The sequence below is a fragment of the Streptomyces sp. NPDC049879 genome (genome assembly GCF_044461265.1).
Classification (GTDB): Bacteria; Actinomycetota; Actinomycetes; order Streptomycetales; family Streptomycetaceae; genus Streptomyces.
The window spans coordinates 17600-39855 of sequence record NZ_JBITKT010000005.1 but is presented as its reverse complement, the minus strand read 5'-3'; the positions used below and the strand labels follow the sequence as shown (position 1 = coordinate 39855).

General features: G+C 73.9%; 19 protein-coding genes. 8 read left to right on the top strand and 11 right to left on the bottom strand.

The genetic code is table 11. From position 1 onward, the window contains the following. Positions 1–13: 13 nt before the first annotated feature. Entirely contained in the window at positions 14–1765 is a 1752-nt protein-coding gene (locus ACIBPC_RS18095) for a hypothetical protein (RefSeq protein WP_398845731.1), read from the bottom strand. Between the two features lie 133 nt (positions 1766–1898). After that, positions 1899–3596, bottom strand: coding sequence for a hypothetical protein (locus tag ACIBPC_RS18090; RefSeq protein WP_398845728.1), 1698 nt, complete (start codon positions 3594–3596; stop codon positions 1899–1901). A gap of 198 nt (positions 3597–3794) precedes the next feature. On the opposite strand from ACIBPC_RS18090, the gene ACIBPC_RS18085 reads away from it, so the two are divergent. From ACIBPC_RS18085 to lysA, 4 genes are all read left to right on the top strand, one after another. After that, positions 3795–4619: an exodeoxyribonuclease III gene (locus ACIBPC_RS18085; RefSeq protein ID WP_398845725.1), complete on the top strand. Its 825-nt coding sequence runs from the start codon at positions 3795–3797 to the stop codon at positions 4617–4619. Positions 4620–4776: 157 nt separating this feature from the next. Further along, entirely contained in the window at positions 4777–6492 is a 1716-nt protein-coding gene (locus ACIBPC_RS18080) for a hypothetical protein (RefSeq protein ID WP_398845722.1), read from the top strand. Between the two features lie 649 nt (positions 6493–7141). Further along, positions 7142–7510, top strand: coding sequence for an SAV_915 family protein (locus ACIBPC_RS18075; RefSeq protein ID WP_362958214.1), 369 nt, complete (start codon positions 7142–7144; stop codon positions 7508–7510). A 16-nt stretch (positions 7511–7526) separates the two neighbouring features. Further along, entirely contained in the window at positions 7527–8924 is a 1398-nt protein-coding gene (gene lysA / locus ACIBPC_RS18070) for a diaminopimelate decarboxylase (RefSeq protein ID WP_398845718.1), read from the top strand. Between the two features lie 18 nt (positions 8925–8942). On the opposite strand, the gene ACIBPC_RS18065 is transcribed toward lysA, so the two are convergent. Beyond that, positions 8943–9440, bottom strand: a complete 498-nt coding sequence (locus ACIBPC_RS18065; RefSeq protein WP_362958208.1) for a MarR family transcriptional regulator — start codon at positions 9438–9440, stop codon at positions 8943–8945. Between the two features lie 101 nt (positions 9441–9541). On the opposite strand from ACIBPC_RS18065, the gene ACIBPC_RS18060 reads away from it, so the two are divergent. Next, on the top strand, positions 9542–10384 hold the full coding sequence (locus tag ACIBPC_RS18060; protein WP_398845715.1) for a trans-aconitate 2-methyltransferase: 843 nt from the start codon (positions 9542–9544) through the stop codon (positions 10382–10384). 153 nt (positions 10385–10537) lie between these two features. Continuing rightward, on the top strand, positions 10538–10942 hold the full coding sequence (locus tag ACIBPC_RS18055) for a rodlin (protein ID WP_362958202.1): 405 nt from the start codon (positions 10538–10540) through the stop codon (positions 10940–10942). 134 nt (positions 10943–11076) lie between these two features. On the opposite strand, the gene ACIBPC_RS18050 is transcribed toward ACIBPC_RS18055, so the two are convergent. Beyond that, positions 11077–11766 (bottom strand): TetR/AcrR family transcriptional regulator, encoded by a 690-nt coding sequence (locus ACIBPC_RS18050; RefSeq protein ID WP_362958199.1) that lies wholly within the window; start codon positions 11764–11766, stop codon positions 11077–11079. Beyond that, the gene (locus ACIBPC_RS18045) at positions 11763–12800 is read right to left on the bottom strand and encodes an acyl-CoA desaturase (protein WP_398845710.1); all 1038 of its coding nucleotides are present in this window, start codon (positions 12798–12800) and stop codon (positions 11763–11765) included. The genes ACIBPC_RS18050 and ACIBPC_RS18045 overlap by 4 nt, the downstream gene beginning before the upstream one ends. A 359-nt stretch (positions 12801–13159) precedes the next feature. On the opposite strand from ACIBPC_RS18045, the gene ppc reads away from it, so the two are divergent. Then, complete coding sequence (gene ppc, locus ACIBPC_RS18040; protein WP_398845707.1) at positions 13160–15934, top strand: phosphoenolpyruvate carboxylase; 2775 nt, start codon at positions 13160–13162, stop codon at positions 15932–15934. 27 nt (positions 15935–15961) lie between these two features. Here ppc and ACIBPC_RS18035 read toward each other — a convergent pair whose 3' ends face one another. Together ACIBPC_RS18035 and ACIBPC_RS18030 are read right to left on the bottom strand one after the other, a co-directional pair. Then, the gene (locus ACIBPC_RS18035; RefSeq protein ID WP_398845704.1) at positions 15962–16783 is read right to left on the bottom strand and encodes an MBL fold metallo-hydrolase; all 822 of its coding nucleotides are present in this window, start codon (positions 16781–16783) and stop codon (positions 15962–15964) included. A 48-nt stretch (positions 16784–16831) separates the two neighbouring features. Further along, positions 16832–17821: a GlxA family transcriptional regulator gene (locus ACIBPC_RS18030; RefSeq protein WP_398845701.1), complete on the bottom strand. Its 990-nt coding sequence runs from the start codon at positions 17819–17821 to the stop codon at positions 16832–16834. 19 nt (positions 17822–17840) lie between these two features. Between ACIBPC_RS18030 and ACIBPC_RS18025 the strand changes: the two genes are divergently transcribed. Next, positions 17841–19193: an MFS transporter gene (locus tag ACIBPC_RS18025; RefSeq protein WP_398846556.1), complete on the top strand. Its 1353-nt coding sequence runs from the start codon at positions 17841–17843 to the stop codon at positions 19191–19193. On the opposite strand, the gene ACIBPC_RS18020 is transcribed toward ACIBPC_RS18025, so the two are convergent. From ACIBPC_RS18020 to ACIBPC_RS18005, 4 genes are all read right to left on the bottom strand, one after another. Further along, positions 19171–19659 (bottom strand): hypothetical protein, encoded by a 489-nt coding sequence (locus tag ACIBPC_RS18020; protein ID WP_398845699.1) that lies wholly within the window; start codon positions 19657–19659, stop codon positions 19171–19173. The two genes, ACIBPC_RS18025 and ACIBPC_RS18020, sit on opposite strands and share 23 nt — an antisense overlap. 51 nt (positions 19660–19710) lie before the next feature. Then, the gene (gene pth, locus ACIBPC_RS18015; protein WP_362958181.1) at positions 19711–20304 is read right to left on the bottom strand and encodes an aminoacyl-tRNA hydrolase; all 594 of its coding nucleotides are present in this window, start codon (positions 20302–20304) and stop codon (positions 19711–19713) included. Positions 20305–20380: 76 nt separating this feature from the next. Continuing rightward, complete coding sequence (locus ACIBPC_RS18010; protein WP_398845696.1) at positions 20381–21016, bottom strand: 50S ribosomal protein L25/general stress protein Ctc; 636 nt, start codon at positions 21014–21016, stop codon at positions 20381–20383. Between the two features lie 172 nt (positions 21017–21188). Continuing rightward, complete coding sequence (locus ACIBPC_RS18005) at positions 21189–22181, bottom strand: C45 family autoproteolytic acyltransferase/hydolase (protein ID WP_398845693.1); 993 nt, start codon at positions 22179–22181, stop codon at positions 21189–21191. Positions 22182–22256: the final 75 nt, after the last annotated feature.

Here is a 22256-nt window from a genome sequence, read left to right as displayed (position 1 = left end):
GTGGCCCGCGCGGTCACCGCACGCCCCCGGCCGCCGGCACCCCGGCACGGTCCCGCACGTCCGCCAGGGCCGCCTCCACCCGCTGCCCCCCGGGCGACATGCCGCCCCGCTCGATCCACCACGGGACGCCCGCCCCCGACCCCGCCTCCGCGACCTCCCGGGCGGCCCGTTCGTACGGCCGCGCCTCCGCGCTGCCGGGCGCGGCGCCCTCGGGGGGTGTCGTGCCGCTCTCGATCAGCATCGCGGGGCCCGCGCCCGCCGGCCACGACCGCGACAGCAGCCCTTCGCGGAAGACCGGGTCGGTCAGCAGGGAGGCGGACAGCTCCTTGTCCGCCGACACGGCCCGCAGCATGTTGTCGGGACCGGCCAGGTCCTGCCGCGGGTCGGTCCACTCGCCCCAGTCCATGTCCGTCCGGTCCATGCGCCCCTGGAGGCGCACGGCCGCTTCCGCCATGTCCCTGCCCAGGTGCTCGCCGTGGGTGAGGCGCCCGGCCGACATGAGGTCGCCGAAGCCGGTGAGCTGCTGCATGTCCCAGATCTCCGCGCCGCTGGGGCGGTCGGTGACGGGCTTCAGCCACTCGATGTCCGGCTCTCCGTACACCCAGCGCCGCACGGAGGACGGGACGTCGTCGCGCGCGTCCGGGTCGCGCGGGTCGATGCCGCCGATCTCCGGGTCCAGCAGCATGGTCACGCTGTCGGCCAGCCGCTCGAACACGACCCGCCTGCGCCCCTCGTCCCCGGGGTCGAGCGGGACGAGTCCGGAGACGAGGCCGGTCAGGTAGTCGCGGCCGTACGGGCCGCCGTCCTCGCCCAGGATGCGGTGGAACGCGAGCAGGTAGCGCCGTTCCGCCGCCGTCATGTCCCGCAGTGGCGCGCCCGGCTCGTCCCCGCCGTAGACCGAGCGGAAGATCGCGTCGAGGCCGTCGGTGTACTGCGCCACCAGGCCGAGGTCGAGGGACCCGGCGTTCTCGAACTGCCCGATCAGCCCCTCCGCCGCCCAGGCCGCCATCTCCGGGGTGAGCCACATCCTCAGCGGCCCGCCCGTGAGGTCGAAGCCCGTCGGGTCGAGTTCGGCGGCGGCGGAGGCGAGGTCCTTGCGGTAGCTGTGGATGGCGTCGTGGATGTCCCACGCCGCGCCCTCGGCGTCCGCCACGGCCTCGTCGTAGTGGCGTTTCCTGAGCCGGGTGAGGACACCGGCGGCGGGGACGTACCCCTCGCCGTACGGTTCGGCGGTGAACGTGAAGCCGTTCACCGTCCGTGACAGGGGCTCGTCGTCGTACGGCTCGATCGGCGCTCCCAGCGCCTTCACCTCGGCCATGACCGCGTGGTAGTCGGCACGCGCCGCGGCCAGGTGTTTCTTGAACGTGTCCTCGCACTGTCCCGGGCCCCACACACGGTCGTGGACCTCCTCCTCGGCCGCGATCGCCCGGTTGACGGCCTTGAAGAGCGCGCGGACGGTCTCGTCCACCTCCCCCTTGCCGAGTGCCTGGTCCGTGGCCCTGATCCGTCCGTCGCCGTCGACGAGCGTGTCCCCGTCGACGGAGCCGGCGTCGGCGGCCAGTGCGGTGGCGCGGCGGGACAGGTCGCCGACGTCCGAGACCTCGCAGGCGGCCCGCAGGTAGGCCGCCGCGCTGTCGGCCATGTCGTCGGCGTCGATCTCGCTGCCGAACTTCTTGCTCATCGCCCATGGCCTGCTGCTCGGGTAGGAGTCGCTCTCCGCCTCGATCTCCTCCCGGCTGAAATCGACCGGTGTCTGCTCGGCCATGTCGCTCCCGCAAAGAACCCAGTGATGGTGAGTGCGGAGCCTACTCAGGAAAGCCCCCGCACCGTAAGCCTTTCCTGCCCCCGGAGTCCGGCAGCACCGCGCCGTCCATCCTTTGCCTTCCGCGAACGCCGCCTCACCGCGCCCCGGCGCGCTCCACCACGTCGTCCACCGCCTGCGCCAGCCGCCACGCCCCCGGCCGGACCGTCCAGCCGTCGCCGTCGCCCCGGGTGGCGCGCGCCGCGAACTCCTCGGTCGCGCGCTCGTACGGGCGCGCCGCCGCGCTGCCGGGCTCGACCCCCGGCGGGAGCGTCGTCCCGCTCTCGACCAGCAGCCCCGGGCCCACGCCCTCCTCCCACGGCACGCCGAGCAGGCCGTCGCCGAACGACTCGTCGGCCAGCAGCGCGGCGGACAGCGCGCCGTTCTCCGAGACCGCCCTGAGCATCCCCTCGGGGCCCCCGTCGCCGGGCCGCGGCAGGTCGTGCGCGGCCCAGTCCACCGGGGAGTCGATCAGCTCGTCCTGGATGCGCACCGCCGCCCCGGCCAGGTCGCGGCCGAAGTGCTCGCCGGGGCCGACGCTCGCCGTTCCCATGAGGTCGCCGAACAGCCGCAGGTCCTCCATGGCGCGCCAGTGCGCGTCCGCGCCGCCGGGGCCAGGCTCGGCGCTCCAGTCGTAGCGCGGCTCGTCGTAGACGAAGCGGCGCACCGAGGCCGGCAGGTCGTCGCGCGCGTCCGGGTCGCGCGGGTCGATGCCGCCGATCTCCGGGTTCAGCAGCATGGTGACGCCGTTGGCCAGCCGCTGGAAGACCTCCGTGCGGCGCCCCTCGTCGGCGGGCTCGGCGAGGGGCCCGCTCAGCGGGGACAGGGCGCTCATGCCCATGGCGTCCGTCTCCTGCCCCAGGGCCTTGTAGAAGGCGAGGAGGTACGCGCGTTCGTCCCGGGTCATGTCCCGCACCGGCGCGCCGGGGTCGCCGCCCGTGCCGAAGACCGAGCGGACGATCGCGTCGAGACCCTCCGTGTAGCGCAGGCGGTCCTCGGTGTTCCAGGCGCGCCCGTCTTCCAGCCGGGGGTGCTTCAGCCCCTCCGCCGCCCAGATCGCCATGTCCGGCGTGGTCCACAGCTTCAGCGGGCCGCCGGTGAGGTCGAAGCCGTAGGTGCTGTCGAGTTCCGCCGCGGCGGCGGTGAGGCCGCGCCGGTAGACCTCGATGGTGTCCGCGACGTCCTTGCCGGTGACCGCCGCGTCCTGGCGCGCGGCCGTCAGGTGGTGCCGCCGGATGCCGTCGGCCGCCGTCGCCGGGAGGGTGTACGCCCCGCCGGTCGCCTCGGCGGTGAACGAGAAGCCGGGCGTCGTGACCGGCCAGGGCGGCAGCAGTGCCTTGCCCGGCGGGATGTCCGCGTTCAGGGCGGCGATCTGCGACACGGCGCTCTTGTACGCGCCGCGCGCCGCCTCCAGGCGGTTCGCGAAGCGCTCGTCCAGCCTGCCGCCGCCGTGGACCAGTTCGGCCACCTCTTCCCCGGCCTTGAGGGCCTGGTTCATCGTGCGGACGAGGAGCCGCACGGTGCCGTCCACGCCGTCCTCGCCGAGTGCCTCGTCGGTGGCCCTGATCCGGCCCTCGCCGTCCACGAGGCTGTCGCCGTCGAGGCAGCCCGCGTCGGCGGCGAGTTCGGTGGCGCGGCGGGACAGGTCGCCGACGTCCGAGACCTCGGACGCGGCCCGCAGGTAGGCGGCGGCGGTGTCCGCCATGTCGTCGGTGTCCAGCTCGGCGCCGAACTTCTCGCTCGTCGTCCACGGGGCCCAGCCGCCGCGTTCGACATCGTCCCGGGTGAAATCCACCGGTGTCCGCTCGGTCACATCGCCCCCGCAAAGTGCACTGTCACGGTCTTCCCGGCAGCCTAGCGACCAAGTCGCCCGCGCGGTAACCACCTTGTGCGGTGCGGCACGCCCCGCGTCGGCGCGCCCCGGTCGTTTCGCGGAGCAAACGGGTACGGGACGCCCGTCCCGGCTCCCGTCCGCCCCGCGTAGGCTCGTCCCGTGCTCACCGTGACGACCGTGAATGTGAACGGCCTGCGCGCCGCCGCGGGCAAGGGCTACCTCCCCTGGCTCGCCGGGACGGACGCCGATGTCGTGTGCCTCCAGGAGGTCCGCGCCCTGGAGGACCAGCTGCCCGAGGCCGTGCGCCGCCCCGAGGGCTGGCACGCCGTCTGGGCCCCGGCCGCCGCGAAGGGCCGCGCGGGCGTCGCGCTGCTGACCCGCCGGGAGCCGGAGGCGGTGCGCGTCGGCTTCGGCGCGCCGGAGTTCGCCGCGTCGGGGCGCTATGTCGAGGCGGACCTGCCGGGCGTGACGGTGGCCAGCCTCTACCTGCCGTCCGGCGAGGTGGACACGGAGCGCCAGGCCGAGAAGGAACGCTTCATGGCGGCCTTCCTCCCCTACCTCACCGCCCTGCGCGCCCGCGCCGCCGCGGCGGGCCGCGAGGTCCTCGTCTGCGGGGACTGGAACATCGCGCACCGCGAGGCCGACCTCAAGAACTGGCGCGCGAACCGCAAGAGTTCCGGCTTCCTCCCCGAGGAACGCGCCTGGCTCACGCGCGTCCTGGCGCCGGACGACGGCGGCTACACGGACGTCGTCCGCGCGCAGTACCCGGCGCAGGAGGGCCCGTACAGCTGGTGGTCCTACCGCGGCCAGGCGTTCGACCGCGACACGGGCTGGCGCATCGACTACCACATGGCGACGCCTGGGCTGGCCGCCCGCTGCGTCAAGGCGTACGTGGAGCGCGCCGCGACCCACGCCGAGCGCTGGTCCGACCACGCCCCGGTCACCGCGGTCTACAACCTCCAGGCCACCCCGCCCGCCGCCTGACCCCACCCCGGGCGCCGAGGCACGGCGGCTTCACAGAAGGCAACGCTCGTCGGCGCCCTCGGGGCAGTAGGCCCGAGGGTCGAAGACCCGTGCGAAAACAGCTCGGCGCCCAGTACGATCCGCACCTCACCAACACTGCGGAGTTTGCGGGGGCGACATGGCTGACCATGCGGTCGATTTCAGCCGGAAAGACGTCGAGGGGGAGTGGAGGGCTCCCTGGACGGACAGCGGGAAGTTCGTGGCGGAGATCGACACCGACGACATGGCGGACGCCGCCGCCGCGTACCTGCGGGCGGCGTCCGAGGTCTCGAAGGTGAGCGACCTGTCCCGCCGCGCCACCGAACTCGCCGCCGACGCGGGCTCCGTCGACGGCGACAGCCTCGTGGACGCCGAGGGCCGGATCAGGGCCACCGACCAGGCACTGGGCGGGGACGACGTGGACAACACCGTGCGGCTGCTCATCAAGGTGATCAACCGGGCCGTCCGCGCCGAGGAGGAGGTCCGCGACCGCGTCCACGGACCGGGACAGCTCGACGACCGGTACAAGGAGCACCTCGCCAAGGCACGCGCCGACTACCGGGCGGCCCGGGGGAAGGTCGACGACATGAACGCGCTGTTCGGCGAGAACGCCGGCGGCGTCCCCGGCGAGCTGTCGATCCCGGTGAACGGGTTCTCCATCGTCCCCGTGGCGCGCGACGGGCGGTTCCACCTGAGCGAGGACGACATCTCCGAGATCAGGGGGCGCCACTTCTCGGCGGCCGTCGAGGACGCGGAGAAGGCCACCTCCGACATCGACGACGCCATCAACAGCTACCGGGGCTACCTCGCCTCCACGGCGGCCGAACTCGGTCCGACCGGCTTCGACCTCACGGGCGGGCCGCTGGACGTCTGGCTCAGCCCCGAGATGGCGGTCTGGGCCGCGGAGGGGCTGCGTGACCAGTTCGACTCGCGCGAGCCCATGGACCACGACCTGGCGCTGCGGTACTCCGCCGGCCTGGAGGCGATCTTCCGCTCGGTCTACGGCCCGGGGGACGAACCGGGCGCGGCACGCAGGGACCTGACCGAGGCCGAACGGGACTACCTGATCCTTCTGCACAGCACCCTGGGGAAGGACTTCGCCGGCGACCTGAACTTCGACAGCTTCTCCCCGGAAGCGCCTGACCCCGGGGAGCAGGGCCGCAGAAGAGTCGTGTACGAGCGGCTGGCCGACAGCGTGAACATGCTGCTGAACCCCGCGATAGGCGGCATCGATCCGCACGATCCGGACAGCGCGGACGACGTCCCGTACCTCGCGCGGCGCTTCGTCTACAACTCCAACCCCGGCTGGCTCCAGGAACCGGCCCCCGCACTCAGCTCCGATCCCCTGGAGCCGTCCGAGATGGGCCTCTTCAGCGACCTCATGGCGTCCGCGCGCGTCGCTCCCGGCGACCACTGGGGCCGCGATCTGGCGACGGTGGCCGTCGCCGCCATGGGGCCGGCGGAGTCGCCCGAGGACGCCCGGAACAGCATGTTCGGCAGACCGGTGCAGGGGACCGTCCACTACACGATCGGCGACGTGCTGCACACGGTGTCGTTGAACAAGGAGCTGTCCGCCGAACTGCTGGCCGACCCCGCCTTCCGCGACAGCCTGCTGTCGCAGTCGGTGTCGGACGACGCGGGCCCCGCGGCGCTGGTCACGAGCGGCACCACGGCTCCCGAGGGCGCCGAGCCCGGCAGCAAGGAGGCGAAGCCGTACGAACAGGCCGCCCGGGACGTCGTGGAGTCCGCCGGTCCTGGTGTCCCGTGGTGGATCGACGGGGGGCGCGAGTCCACCGACGGGCGGCCCATGGCGGCGGCCCTGGACGAGCTGCGCCACCGCGTCAAGGCGTACTGAGTACGGCGGGCCGGGCGGCTCCGGGACACCGGCACGGCCGCCGCCCGCGCCGTCGTACGCGCCGCCGCGCGGCCGGTGGCGGTCCGCGCCCCCGGCGCGCGGCATTCGTACGCTTTGGCGCAAACACTCCCTTCCCGGCACTCCGCGACCGGCGGACACTGGATGGTGCCACGTCGGCCGAGGTCTGCCCGTGCAGGAGCGGCGGCCGGTGCGGTGCATCGCAAGGTGCCGGATCGCCCTCGTGCCGGGCGCACTTGGGTGAGGCGGCAGCGCAGCGAGGTGCCGTGCCGTGCGTCGCGACGGGGGCGGACCTCGGCAGCGAGGCACCAGGACAGGGGAGGGGCCGGGACGCCCCTTGACCGCCCTCTGCCGACTCCATCCGCACCCGGCCCGCCGTGGCCCTTCGTCGTGCCCCAGAGGAGTTCCGCATGAGCACGAGGCCCCTCCCGCGCGGAGACACGTCCGCGTCCGCCCCACCCCGCCCCGCGGCGGCCCGCGAGTAGCGGTCGCGTCAACGGCGGCGCGCCGCGCGTCAAGGGCCTGTCAGCGCCCCGCCGCACCCGTGGAACCGCGCATAACGTCGCATGTACGCCGCCCCGAGCGGGCGGCGGGCACCCGCAGCACGTCACGCATTCCTGGAGCGCACACGATGCCTCTCCGTACGAACACTCGTACGACTCCCGCCTCGTCCCCCGGCGACGCCGCCGGGGACCCGGGGGAAGCCGACCCCTGCGATCGGGGCCCGGCCGGACCCCTCTGGGTACCCGTCCGGCCGGGTCCCGCCGGATGCGTGGTCCGCCTCTTCCGCGACCCCGAAGGCGTCCGCACCGCCGTCGCCTTCACCACGGAAGCACGCCTGACCGCCGCGCTCGGCCCCTGGCAGGGCTGGATCCGCCTGTCGGAACCCGCCCTCCGCGCGCTCACCGCGCCCCTCGGCACCACCGCACTCACCCTTGACCCGCAGCTCGCCGCCCCGGCCGCCAACCGCGCGCCGCGCCGGGCGCTCGCTGCCGCGTGACGGGAGGTCCACCCGCATGACCACACAGATCAGTCCGCAGCAGACCCGCTCCCAGCTCCCCCCGGCCGCCCCGCGCGTCCCCGCGCAGGCGAGGTCCCACGGCCCGCTCCGCGTCCCCGACCTGGCCGTCTGGCCGCACTCCGCCCAGTTCGCCGCGGACGGCGGCGACATGCTCGTCGGCGGCGTCCGCCTCGCCGAGCTGGCCGAACGGCACGGGACGCCCACGTACGTCCTGGACGAGACGGAGATCAGGCACCGCTGCCGCGCCTACCGCGCGGCCTTCCACGACACCGACCTCTACTACGCGGCCAAGGCGTTCCTGTGCCGCGCCCTCGTCCACTGGATCGAGGAGGAGGGCTTCGGCCTCGACGTCTGCTCGGCGGGCGAGATGGAGCTGGCCGTCGTCGCCGGCTTCCCGCCGGAGCGCATGGTGCTGCACGGCAACGCCAAGAGCCCCGAGGACCTGCGCGCCGCGCTGCGCCTGGGCGTCGGCCGGATCGTGATCGACAGCACGCAGGAGATCGTGCGGCTGGCCGCGCAGGTCCCGCGCGGGTCCCGCCAGAAGGTGCTGCTCCGCGTGGCGCCCGGCATCGCGGCCGGGGCGAACGAGAAGGTGCGCACGGGCACGCTCGACCAGAAGTTCGGCCTCGCGCTGCCGGACGGCTCGGCGCAGCACGCCATCGGGCGCGTCCTGGCGCAGCCGCGCCTCGAACTGGTGGGCCTGCACTGCCACCTGGGCTCGCAGATCACCTCGCCCAAGCCGTACCTCTCGGCGGTGCGCCGCCTCGTCGGGCTGCTCGCCCGGGTCCGCGACCAGTACGGCGCGGTCCTGCCGGAGCTGAACCTGGGCGGCGGCCACGGCGTCGCGTACCGGCCTGGCGACGAGGAGCTGGACATCCGCGCCCTCGCGCCGCGCCTGCGGGCCGAGCTGATGGAGAGCTGCGCGGCGAACGGCCTGCCCGCGCCGCGCCTGGCCGTCGAGCCGGGCCGCGCCGTGGCGGGTCCGGCGGGCGTCGCGCTCTACCGGGTCCTGACGGTCAAGCACGGCGTGGCGGACCGCACGTACGTCGCGGTGGACGGCGGCATGAGCGACAACCCGCGCCCCGCCCTGTACGGCGAGCGGTACGCGCCCCGGCTCATCGGCCGCCGCCCGGAGGCCGGCCCACGGCCGGTGACGGTCGTCGGGCGGCACTGCGAGGCGGGCGACGTGCTCGCCCGCGACGTGCCGCTGCCGGGCGACGTGCGGCCGGGCGACCTGCTGGCGCTGCCGGTGGCGGGCGCGTACCACCTGTCGATGGCGTCCGCGTACAACATGGTCGGCCGCCCGCCCGTGGTGGGCGTGGGGGAGGGGCGGTCGCGGCTGCTGGTGCGCCGGGAGTCCCTGGACGACCTGGCGCGGCGCGACCTGGGCTGAGAGCCGGGCGCGCCGCCGTCAGATCGGGATGTTGTCGAACGGGGCGGTCAGCACCCGCAGGAGGGTGGCGAGTTCGCGGCGCTGCTGGGCGGTCAGGTCGCCCAGCAGGGCGCGTTCCTGGGTCAGCAGCCCGGCGAGCGCCTCGTCCGCCTGGCGCTGGCCCGCCTCCGTCAGCCGGACGAGGACGCCGCGCCGGTCGCTGGGGTCGGGCAGCCGCTCGACGAGGCCCTTCTTGGCGAGCCGGTCGATGCGGTTGGTCATGGTGCCGGAGGTGACGAGGGTCTGCGTCAGCAGCTGGCCGGGGGAGAGCTGGTACGGGCTGCCCGCGCGGCGCAGCGCGGTGAGCACGTCGAACTCCCACGGTTCGAGGTCGCGCTCGGCGAACGCGAGGCGCCGCGCGCGGTCCAGGTGCCTGGCCAGTCTGCTGACGCGGCTGAGCACCTCCAGCGGTTCCACGTCCAGGTCGGGGCGCTCGCGCCGCCAGGCCGCCACCAGCCGGTCAACCTCGTCCTCCATGGGCACAGTCTAGTTGTTGTGTCGATATGAAGTCTCACGACATAAAGTCTCATCACATCAAGTTTCTTGACGTCGAGAGACAAGCGGTGCAGCATGCCGTCATGACGTCCCGAACCCCCGCGCCCGGCCCCGGCCCCGTCGAGTGGAACCCCGCCCAGTACCAGCGCCACAGCGGCCACCGGACCCGCCCGCTGTACGAGCTGCTCGCCCGCGTCCCCCCGCTGCGCCCCGCCGCCGGGGCGGGCCCGCGCGTCGCCGACCTCGGCTGCGGCCCCGGCAAGCCCAGCCTCGTCGTCGCCGAGCACCTCCCCGCCGCCCGCATCACCGGCTACGACAACTCGCCCGCCATGCTCGCCGAGGCCCGCGCGTACGCCGGCCCGCTCGCCGGGGGCGGCTCCCTCGACTTCGCGCACGCCGACCTCGCCACCTGGCGGCCCGACGGGACGTTCGACCTGATCGTCTCCAACGCCGCGCTCCAGTGGGTGCCGGGCCACGTGGACCGCTTCCCCGACTGGACCGCCGCCCTCGCCCCGCACGGCGTCCTCGCCTTCCAGGTCCCCGGCAACTTCGACGCGCCGAGCCACGTCCTCCTGCGCGAGCTGTGCGCGTCCCCCCGCTGGCGCGACCGCCTCGGCGGCGTCCTGCGCCACCCGGACGCGACGCACTCCGCCGCCGCCTACTTCGACGCCCTGGCCGCGCTCGGCTGCGACGTCGACGCGTGGGAGACGACGTACCTCCACGTCCTGCCGGGCGAGGACCCGGTCCTCGACTGGGTGAAGGGCACGGGGCTGCGCCCGGTCCTCACCGCGCTGGACGACGACCGCGCCGAGCGTGACGCGTTCCTCGCCGAGTACCGCGACGCCCTGCGCGCCGCCTACCCGGCCGGGCCGCACGGCACCGTCTTCCCGTTCCGCCGGATCTTCGCGGTCGCCCGGCGGGGGTGACGCCGTCACCCGTGCGGGACGGCAGGTCAACGAGCCGCCGCGAGAAGCCCCGGATTGGTCGGAACGGGTGAACGGCGGCAACCGAATCCCTCCGTACGCGTTGTTCAGGTCGCTCCAAGAACAGGGCACCCCGTCATTCGGAAGGACAAGCCAGTGATCAAGAAGACGCTTGCCACGGTTGCCGTCGCGGCCTCCGCCCTCGGCGTGGCCGGTGCCGTGGCCACCCCGGCCATGGCCATCGGCGGCGACGCCAACGGCCCGCAGACGGTCAACGGCAACGGCGCCGGCCAGGCGTACGGCAACACCACCACCGGTGGCTACATGAGCCCGAACATCTCCCTGGTCAACGGCTCGCTGAACAAGCCCTGCATCGCCGTGCCGCAGATCGAGGCCCAGAGCCTGGTGGCGCTGGTCAACGTCGGCGTTCAGGACCTCCTCAACAACAAGGCGTTCCAGAACTGCTCCGACAACTCCACCCAGGTCCAGGGCGACGCTCCGCTGTCGCACCTCCTGTCGGACCTGTCGGTCCTGTCGGAGAACGGCGTCTCGCGCCACTGAGGACCGGCGGACCCGGCTTCTTCGGCCTTCTGACCGGTGCTCCGCAAGCGGCGGCCCCCTCCCCACTTCACCCCGGGGAGGGGGTCGCTCCGCGTTCACGGGCCGTGCCGCGCCCGGCGCAGGCGCGTCGTCGCTCAGGTGCGGCGTCTGCCGACGAGCTTCGGGTCGTGCTCCAGGCCTTGGAGGCCGTGCCACGCCAGGTTGACCAGGTGCGCGGCGACCTCGCCCTTCTTCGGGCGGCGCACGTTCAGCCACCACTGCCCGGTCAGCGCGACCATGCCGACCAGCGCCTGCGCGTACATCGGCGCCAGCTTCGCGTCGAAGCCGCGGTTCTTGAACTCGCGGCCGAGGATGTCCTCGACCCGGGTGGCGATGTCCCCGATGAGGGACGCGAACGTGCCGGTCGCCTGCGCCACCGGGGAGTCGCGCACCAGGATGTGGAAGCCGTCCGTCGACTGCTCGATGTAGTCGAGCAGGGCGAACGCCGCCTGTTCCAGCATCTCGCGCGGGTGCCCGGCGGTCAGGGCACTGGTCACCATCTCCAGCAGCCGGGTCATCTCACGGTCCACGACGACCGCGTACAGCCCTTCCTTGCCGCCGAAGTGCTCGTACACCACGGGCTTGGAGACCCCGGCCTTCGCCGCGATCTCCTCCACCGACGTGCCGTCGAAGCCGCGCTCGGCGAAGAGCGTGCGCCCGATGTCCAGCAGCTGTTCCCGGCGTTCCGTGCCGGTCATGCGCCGACGGGCCCGCCTCGCGGGGCGGGCGGGCCGGTCGTTGCCGTCGTTCTTGATGCTGTTGTCGGTCGCCACGCTCCCCATCATGCCGCGTGGGCCGCGGGCGTTTCCTTGCGGTTTTGTTCCGCTTCCGCACCATCGCTGTCCGGATTGCGTCGCTTGGCGTCGATACGTGCCTGCTTCGGCCAGCGGACGTCGTACACCCAGCCCGCCTTCTCGAACCAGCTGATCAGCCGCGCGCTGGAGTCCAGCTGCCAGCGGTCCACGCCGTGCCGCGCGCACGTCGGGTCGGCGTGGTGCAGGTTGTGCCAGGACTCGCCGCACGACAGGACGGCGAGCCACCACACGTTCCCCGAGCGGTCGCGCGACGTGAACGGGCGCTTGCCGACCGCGTGGCAGATCGAGTTGATCGACCACGTGACGTGGTGCAGCAGCGCGATCCGGACCAGCGAGGCCCAGAAGAACGCGGTCACCGCGCCCTGCCACGACCAGGTGATCAGCGCGCCGAGCGCCGCCGGTGTGAGCAGGGACACCACCGTCCACAGCACGAACTGCCGCGAGATCCGGCGGATGTCCCGGTCCTTGATCAGGTCGGGCGCGTACTTCTGCTGGTTCGTGTGCTCGGTGTCGAACATCCACGCCATGTGGGCCCACCACAGGCCCTTCAGCAGCGCGGGCAGCGACTCGCCGTAGCGCCAGGGGGAGTGCGGGTCGCCCTCGGCGTCCGAGTGCTTGTGGTGCTTGCGGTGGTCGGCGACCCACCGGACGAGGGGCCCCTCCACCGCGAGCGACCCGGCGATGGCCAGCGCGATCCGCATCGGCCGCTTGGCCTTGAACGCGCCGTGCGTGAAGTAGCGGTGGAACCCGATCGTGATGCCGTGGCAGCCGATGAAGTAGAAGACCGTCATCAGCGCCAGGTCCACCCAGCTCACCCCCCAGCCCCAGGCCAGGGGCACCGCCGCCACCAGGGCGACGAAGGGGACGACGATGAAGAGCAGCAGCGCGATCTGCTCGGCCGAGCTGCGCTGCTCGCCGCCGAGGGTGGCGGACGGCGGGCCGCCGGGCTCGTGCTGCGGGTCGCGGGTGGCGGAAGGCGGCGCCAGATCAGGGGAAGAGCTCATGAACGTCCTCGGGTGGAGCGTTGCCGGAGGGTGTCCGGCGGGGGAATTCGGGGAGATGTGCGAATCCGTGGGGAATCGGCGGGAATCGGGGGATCGGCCGGGGAGTTGGTGGGGGATGTCTGTGGGGGAGCGCCGCGCGGGGCGGGGCGGCCGCCGACGGCCGCCGGTCCGGCGGGCGACCGTAACCTACGGTGTCGTAAGTATTGCAGTACGCGACGGCGCCACACGGCCTCCGACCGGAACCGACCGCGCCCTTCCGGTCGTGTGACCGGGGCTGACTACGATTGACCCACCGGACAGCGCGGTCCGCCCACGTGCCAACGATCCGCCGAGAGAACGAGCTGCGAGGAGCCGCACCCGTGAGCAGTCCAGACAGCAGGAGAGCGCCGGAGCCCCTGGGCGTGTCAGACATCCCGGACACGAAGGGCGCCCCGGAAAGCAGTACCGCGCTGCGTGCCGACATCCGCCGTCTGGGCGATCTTCTGGGCGAGACCCTCGTCCGGCAGGACGGTCCCGAGCTGCTCGACCTGGTCGAGCGCGTCCGGCTGCTGACCCGCACCGACGGCGAGGCCGCGGCCGCGCTGCTGGGCGACACCGACCTCGCCACCGCCGCCAAGCTGGTCCGCGCCTTCGCGACGTACTTCCACCTCGCCAACGTCACCGAGCAGGTGCACCGCGGGCGCGAGCTGAGCGAGCGCCGCGCCGCCGAGGGCAGCGTCCTGTCGCGCACCGCCGACATGCTGAAGGACGCCGACCCGGCGCACCTGCGCCAGACGGTCGCCAACCTCGGCGTGCGCCCCGTCTTCACCGCGCACCCGACCGAGGCGGCGCGCCGCTCCGTCCTCACCAAGCTCCGCAAGATCGCCGAACTGCTCGACCGCCCCGCCTCGGAGGCGCGCTCGACCGACCTGCGGCTCGCCGAGTACATCGACCTCATCTGGCAGACGGACGAGCTGCGCGTCGTCCGCCCCGAGCCCGCCGACGAGGCGCGCAACGCCGTCTACTACCTGGACGAACTCCAGGCCGACGCCGTCGGCGACGTGCTGGAGGACCTCACGATCGAGCTGGAGCGCGCCGGCGCCCCCCTGCCGTCGGGCAGCAGGCCGCTGACCTTCGGCACCTGGATCGGCGGCGACCGCGACGGCAACCCGAACGTGACGCCGACCGTCACCTGGGACGTCCTCCTCCTCCAGCACGAGCACGGCATCAACGGCGCGCTGCACCACATCGACCAGCTGCGCAGCGCCCTGTCCAACTCGATCCGCAACTCCGGCGCGAGCCAGGAGCTGCTGGACTCCCTCGCCGCCGACCTGGAGCGCCTGCCGGAGATCACGCCGCGCTACAAGCGGCTGAACGCGGAGGAGCCCTACCGGCTCAAGGTCACCTGCATCCGGCAGAAGCTCCAGAACACCAGGACCCGCCTCGCCGAGGGCACCCCGCACGCCGAGGGCCGCGACTACCTGGGCACCGGCGAGCTGCTCGCCGACCTCGCCGTCGTCCAGCGGTCGCTGCGCGAGCACCGGGGCGGGCTGATCGCGGACGGCCGGGTCGAGCGCGTGATGCGGACGCTGGCGGCGTTCGGCCTCCAGCTCGCGACCATGGACGTGCGCGAGCACGCCGACGCGCACCACCACGCGCTGGGGCAGCTCTTCGACCGCCTGGGCGAGGAGTCCTGGCGGTACGCGGACATGCCGCGCGAGTACCGCACGAAGCTGCTGGCCCGCGAGCTGCGCTCCCGCCGCCCGCTGGCGCCGACGCCCGCGCCGCTGGACGCCGCGGGCGCCAAGACCCTCGGCGTCTTCGAGACGGTCCGCAGGGCGCTGGACACCTTCGGCCCGGAGATCGTCGAGACGTACATCATCTCCATGTGCCAGGGCGCGGACGACGTGTTCGCCGCCGCCGTGCTGGCGCGCGAGGCGGGTCTGGTGGACCTGCACGCGGGCTGGGCGCGGATCGGCATCGTGCCGCTGCTGGAGACGACCGACGAGCTGAAGATCGCCGACGAGCTGCTCGATTCGATGCTGTCGGACCCCTCCTACCGGCGGCTCGTCTCGCTCCGGGACGACGTGCAGGAGGTGATGCTCGGCTACTCGGACTCGTCCAAGTTCGGCGGCATCACGACGTCGCAGTGGGAGATCCACCGGGCGCAGCGGCGGCTGCGCGACGTCGCGCACCGGCACGGCGTGCGGCTGCGGCTGTTCCACGGCCGGGGCGGCACGGTCGGCCGGGGCGGCGGCCCGACGCACGACGCGATCCTCGCCCAGCCGTGGGGGACGCTGGAGGGCGAGATCAAGGTGACCGAGCAGGGCGAGGTCATCTCGGACAAGTACCTCGTCCCGGCCCTGGCCAGGGAGAACCTCGAACTCACCGTCGGCGCCACCCTCCAGGCGTCCGCGCTGCACACCGCGCCGCGCCAGGCCGTGGAGGACCTGACGCGCTGGGACGCCGCGATGGACACCGTCTCGGAGGCGGCGCACGGCGCGTACCGGCGGCTGGTCGAGGACCCGGACCTGCCCGCGTACTTCTTCGCCTCCACGCCGGTGGACCAGCTCGCCGAGCTGCACCTCGGGTCGCGCCCCTCGCGCCGCCCCGACACCGGCGCGGGGCTCGACGGGCTGCGGGCGATCCCCTGGGTGTTCGGCTGGACGCAGTCGCGGCAGATCGTGCCCGGCTGGTTCGGCGTCGGCACGGGTCTCGCGGCGGCGCGGGAGGCGGGGCTCGAGGACGTGCTCACCGAGGCGTACGCCGAGTGGCACTTCTTCCGCAACTTCCTGTCCAACGTCGAGATGACCCTCGCCAAGACGGACCTGCGCATCGCGCGGCACTACGTCGAGACGCTGGTCCCGCAGGAGCTGCGGCATGTCTTCGACGTCATCACGGCCGAGCACGAGCGCACCGTCGCCGAGATCCTCCGCATCACCGGCGAGCAGGACCTGCTGGACTCCGACCCGGCGCTCCAGCGCACCCTGCACACCCGGGACGCCTACCTCGACCCGATCTCGTACCTCCAGGTCACGCTGCTGCACCGGCAGCGCGAGGCGGCGGCGCGGGGCGAGGAGCCGGACCAGCTGCTGGCGCGTGCGCTGCTGCTGACGGTCAACGGTGTGGCGGCCGGGCTGCGCAACACAGGCTGAGCCGGGCCCGGGCGGCGGGGGCCGGGGTCAGCGCCAGCTCATCTCGCCGGTGGCGACCTTGGCCCCGAGGTCGAGGTTCAGCATGCCGTCCAGGCCGGGGAAGCGGCGCCGCATCGCGTCCGTCAGCGCGGCGGCGCCGTCCGTCCCGGCCAGCTCCTCGTCGAACGCGGCGAGGTACGCGCGGGTGAACGCGATGGCGGACGCGTCGGTGGCGGTGTCGGGCGCGCGGTGGCCGGGGACGACGTAGCCGGGCTGGAGGTCCTGGGCCTCGGCGAGGGCGCGGTCCCAGTCGGCGCGTTCCTCGGGGGAGCGCGTGTCGGCGGTCCAGACGTGCAGTCCGGCGAAGAGCAGGACGCCGCCGAGCAGCGCCCGGTCCTCGGGCTGCCACAGGTACTGGGTGCGGGCCGCGAGCGCGGGGTCGGCCGGGTCGCCGCCGCGCACCTCGAACGTCCTGCCCTCCAGGTCGAGGGTCGTGCCGGTCATGGCCTCGGGGACGATGATGTCGGTGGCCAGGTTGGGGCCGAGGTTGCGCCAGGTCTCGCGCTTCTCGGCCCAGCTGGCGGCGATGCGCTCGACCGTGCCGGGCATGGCGACGATCCGCGCGTCGGGGAAGGCGGCGGCGACCACTTCGAGCCCGAAGTAGCAGTCGGGGTCGGGGGCGCTGACGAAGACGGTGGTGAGCCGCTTGCCGCTGTCCAGGACGGCCGCCACGACGCGGTGCTGCTCGGCGACGGTGAACTGGCCGTCCACGAGGAGGGCCTCGCGGTCGCCCATGACCAGCACCGACGCCTTGTTCAGGCCGGGCCCGCCCGCGGTGTGGATGGCGTAGGAGAGAGACGTAGGCGACACGTTCCCAGGACACCACGGGCCGGGGGATCGCGCATTCCGGCGGCGTGGTCAGCCGGTCGCGCCGCGGAACGTGCGGCGGTAGGCGCTGGGGGAGACGCCGAGGACGGCGCCCATGTGCTGCCGCAGGGACGCGGCCGTGCCGAAGCCCGCCCGTTCCGCGACGCGCTCGACGGGCAGGTCGGTCTCCTCCAGCAGGCGCCGCGCCCGGTCCACGCGCCGCAGGGTCAGCCAGCGCTGCGGCGACACCCCGGTCTCCTCGCGGAACCTGCGGGTGAACGTGCGGACGCTCGTCCCCTCCTGTCCCGCCAGGTCGCGCAGCGTCAGCGGCCGGTCGAGCCGGTCGAGGGCCCACGCGCGCGCCCTGCCGGTCGCGTCGGCGCGGGGGGCGGGGACGGGCGGTTCGGTGTACTGGGCCTGGCCGCCCTCGCGGTGCGGGGGGACGACGGTGCGGCGCGCGACCGCGTTGGCCGCCGGGGCGCCGAAGTCGGAGCGCACGAGGTGCAGGCACAGGTCGATGCCCGAGGCGACCCCGGCCGAGGTGAGGATCTGGCCGGTGGGGCCGGTGTTCTCGGTGTAGAGGATGTCGGGCTGGACGTGGACGGCCGGGTGGAGCGCGGCGAAGTGGGCGCACGCGCTCCAGTGCGTCGTGGCGCGCAGCCCGTCGAGCAGTCCGGCGGCGGCGAGGACGTACGCGCCGGTGCAGATGGAGGCGATCCGTGTGCCGGGACGGACGCGGGCCAGGGCGGCGGCGAGCGGGCCGGGGAGGGCGCCGGGGCCGTACTGCTCGTCGGCGTCGTGCGCGGCGGGGACGATCACGGTGTCCGCCTGGGCGAGCGCCTCGGGGCCGTGCGGGACGTTGACGGTGAAGTCGGCGTCGGTGGCGACCTCGCCGGGGGTGACGGCGCAGGTGCGCACGTCGTAGAGCCGTCGTCCGGAGGCGTCGGCGGCGCGGCCGAGGATGCGGTGCGCGATGCCCACCTCCAGGGGCAGCATGCCGTCCCTGACCAGGACGGCGACGCGGTGCGGGTGGGCGGGCATGGCCCGATCCTTGCACATGATGGCCTTCGGGCCACTCGTGGGAGCGGGCCGCCGCCGGGACGATCGTCGGGTGATCTCTTCGCAGACCGGGGCGCCGCCGCGCGTCCATCCCGCCTGGTGGGTGGCCGCCGTCGCGTTCCTGGTGCTGATCGGGGCCGCCGGGTTCCGGGCCGCGCCCGGTGTCCTGATCGACCCGCTGCACGACGAGTTCGGCTGGTCGCGCGGCAGCATCTCGTTCGCCGTGTCCGTGAACCTCGTGCTCTACGGCCTCACCGCGCCGTTCGCCACCGCCCTGATGGAGCGCTATGGCATCCGCTCCGTCGTCTGCGGCGCGCTCGTGCTCATCTCGGCGGGCAGCGGCCTGACCGTCTTCATGACCAGCCAGTGGCAGCTGGTCCTGTGCTGGGGGGTGCTGGTCGGGCTCGGCTCGGGCTCGATGGCGCTGGCGTTCGCGGGGACCGTCGCGAACCGCTGGTTCGTCGCGCGGCGCGGCCTGGTCACCGGCATCCTCACGGCGGGCGGCGCGGCGGGCAACCTCGTCTTCCTGCCCGTCGTCGGCCTGCTCGCCGAGGGGCCCGGCTGGGAGGCCGCCGCGCTCACCGTCTCGCTGGCGGCGCTGGCGGTCGTGCCGCTCGTGCTGTGGCGGATGCGGGACCGGCCCGAGGACCTCGGCGTGCTGCCGTACGGCGCGGGGCCGGATCACGCGCCCGCGCCCGCGCCCCCGCCGGGCGCCGCCCGCCGTACGCTGCGCGCCCTCGCCACCGCGTCCCGCAGCGGCGTCTTCTGGCTGCTCGCCGGCACGTTCGCCATCTGCGGCGCGTCCACGAACGGCCTGATCGGCACCCACTTCGTGCCCGGCGCGCACGACCACGGCATGGAGGTCACGGTCGCCGCCTCGCTGCTGGCCGTCGTCGGGGTCTTCGACCTGGTGGGCACGGTGTTCTCCGGCTGGCTCACCGACCGGTACGACTCGCGGCGCCTCCTGGCCGTCTACTACGGGCTGCGCGGCGTCTCGCTGCTGTTCCTGCCGGTGCTGCTGAGCGACAGCGTGCACCCGCCGATGCTCTTCTTCATCGTCTTCTACGGCCTGGACTGGGTGGCGACCGTCCCGCCCACGATCGCGCTGTGCCGGGAGCACTTCGGCGCGGACGGCGGTGTGGTCTTCGGCTGGGTGCTGGCGTCGCACCAGATCGGCGCGGCGGTCGTCGCGTACGCGGCCGGGGCGATCCGGGACACCACCGGGTCCTACGACCTCGCGTGGACGTCGGCGGGGGTGCTCTGCGCGCTGGCCACCGTGATGGTGATGGTGATCCGCCGCCCTCGCGCCGCCCTGCCGGAGGCGCCCGTGGTCACATCGCCAGCGCGAACGTGACGCCGAGCGCCGTCAGGGACACGGCGGCGAGCGACCACGCCGTCCGCTGCCAGCGCAGGCCGCCGCCGATGACGACGGCGGCGAGCAGCAGGGCGCCGGTCAGCGGCAGCCAGGCGACGAGGGCACCGGCGGCGCCCGTCCGCACGGCCACGTCGCCCTCCGGCTTGAGCGCGACCGGCAGCGTCTCGCCCGGCTCGCGCCCGATGGCCTGTTCCAGGACGGCGGTCCTGCCGTCCGGCGCGAACAGGCCGCTGCACACCTCGCGGTCGCAGGCGGTCAGCAGCAGGTCGCCCTGCTCGCGGTCGCCGGGGAACATGGCGTGCGGCACCAGGTCCCACGACTCCCGGACGCCACCGGCGACCAGCAGGGCCGCGACGAGGAGCAGGAGCACGTTGCGGGTCAGCAGCAGCGCGCCGAAGGCGCTTTCACCGGCCCGGCGGGCGGAGCTGCGGCGCGTTTCAGCCATGACGGGCATCCTTGGCCACGGCTGTGCGCGCGGTCAACCCCCGACGGGCTCTCAGCCGTTGTACGCGCCCTGGGCCCGTTCGAGGCCCTGGGTGATCAGCGCTTCCACGGCGTCGGCGGCGCGGTCCACGAAGTAGTCGAGTTCCTTGCGCTCGGCGGTGGAGAAGTCCTTGAGGACGAAGGCCGCGACGTCCATCCGGCCGGGCGGGCGGCCGACGCCGAAGCGCACGCGGTAGTAGTCCTTGCCGAGGGAACCGGTGACGGACTTCAGGCCGTTGTGCCCGTTGTCCCCGCCACCGCGCTTCAGCCGCAGCACGCCGTAGTCGATGTCCAGTTCGTCGTGCACGACGACGAGCCGCTCGGGCGGCACGCGGTAGAACGTGCTCAGCGCCGTCACGGGCCCGCCGGAGAGGTTCATGAACGTCTGCGGCTTCGCCAGCACGACGCGCGGCGCGTCCGTGCCGGGTGCGCCGAGGCGCCCCTCCAGCACGCCGGCGCGCGACTTGTGCGCCTTGAACGAGCCCCCGATCCGCTCGGCGAGCAGATCGACGACCATGAAGCCGACGTTGTGCCGGTTGGCGGCGTACTGCGGCCCGGGGTTGCCGAGCCCGGCGATGAGCCAGGGTTCGTCGTTCACACCCCGCATTCTGTCAGCCGGGGGAACGGCGACGGGCCGCCGGGGGAACCGGCGGCCCGTCGTGGTGCGTGCGGCGCTGGGCGCGTCAGGCGTTGGCGGTCTCCTCGGCCTGCTCCTCGCCGGCCTCCTCCTCCGCGGCCTCGGCGCCCTCGGCGCCCTCGGCCTCGGGGGCCGGCTCCTCGCCCTGCGGCTGGAGCACCTGGATGACGACGTCCTCGCCGTCCACGGCGAGCGTGGTGCCCTTGGGCAGCGAGATGTCCTTGGCCAGGATGGAGGCGCCCGGCTCCAGGCCCTCGATGGAGACGGTGACGGACTCGGGGATGCTGGTGGCCTCGGCCTCGACCGGCAGCGCGTTCAGCACGTGCTCCAGCAGGCCGCCGCCCGGCGCCAGCTCGCCCTCGGTCAGGACCGGCACGTCCACGGTGACCTTCTCGCCGCGCTTGACGATCAGGAGGTCGAGGTGGACGAGGAAGCCGCGGATCGCCTCGCGCTGCACGGCCTTGGGGATCACCAGCTCCTGGCGGCCCTCGATGTCCAGGGTGATCAGGACGTTCGGGGTCTTGAGGGCGAGCATCAGCTCGTGGCCCGGGAGGATCACGTGGACGGGGTCGGTGCCGTGGCCGTAGATGACGGCGGGGACCTTGCCCGTGGCGCGGATGCGGCGGGCCGCGCCCTTGCCGAACGCGGAACGGGTCTCGGCGCTGATCTTCACGTCAGCCATGTGTGCACTCCTCGTGACGGGGACCGTCGGTTGTCGGTCGTCTGGTCACCCGGCCCGGAAACGGACCTGCTACAAGGAGCGCGCGTCGATTACGGCCGAACCACAGGGGTCCTTCCCTCGCCGAGCAACCCTTCCAGCGTACCCCGCCTCCCGTGGTGCCCCGTCCGGGCGGTCAGGCGGGCGGGCCGAGGCGGATGCGGCGCGTGCCGGGGGTGAAGGCGCCGAGGGAGTGCGCCCAGCGCTGGCCGGGCCAGTGGTAGGTGGCGGTGCCGTGCGCCGGGCGGTAGTCGGCGGTGTAGAGGGTGCCCCAGCCGCCGGTGAAGTCGCCGCCGTGGAGCGGCGGGCTCAGCAGGGCGGCGACGACGCTGTCCGGGGTGTCCCCGGCGTCGCGGACGGTGCGCAGGCGCAGCTGGGTGCGGGTGGCGCGTTCGTGCTCGTCGGACACGGGGAGGTGCTGGTGGTTGGCGGCGCAGGCGCCGGTGGCGGCGTCGGTGTCACTGCCGACGGTGGTGTCGATGTCGGGCCCGAGGTGGACGACGGCCGACCGCTTCTGATCGGTGAGGACCACGTTCTGCACGGTGCAGACCGGGATGCCGCGCAGGGTGTCCACGGCCTCGTCCACGGTGCCGCAGCTCTCCAGCAGGTGGCGCAGGACGACGGGGATGCCGAAGCCGGGGCCGCGCACGTCGCGTCCGCCCCAGGTCAGGGCGACGGCGAGCCCGGCGTCGTTCATCCCGTCGAGCAGCCCGAGCATGCCCTCGCGCACGCCGATCACCTCGCGGCGGAACGCGGAGCGGACGATGGCGCGGTCCGAACGGTCCAGCGGCCAGTCGTAGTTGCGCACGAGGGCGCCGCCGAGGGCGCGCACGGTACAGCCGGACAGGGACGGGAAGCGGCCGGAGACGGTGTGCAGCGCGAGGGCGGCCTCGGTGCCGAGCGGCGCGGCGAGGCGTTCGACCAGGGGCAGCAGGCCGGGCATGTGGGCGGCCAGCGCGTCGCGTACGGCGGCGGCGCCCGCCTCGTCGGTGACGCGGGACGGCTCGGGCACCCAGCGCGCGATGACCTCCCGCAGGTCGGGCAGCGCCGCCGCCGTCTCGTCCGTCCACCGCGCGTCGCGGCCGTCGCCGAGATCGACGGCCCGCAGGACCATCTCGGTGCTCGCCATGTTTCCCCCACCGGTCGTTCGTGATCAGGTCTGCGCAGCGTAGGGAGATTTCCGGCGACTTTTCCAGCGTGCCCG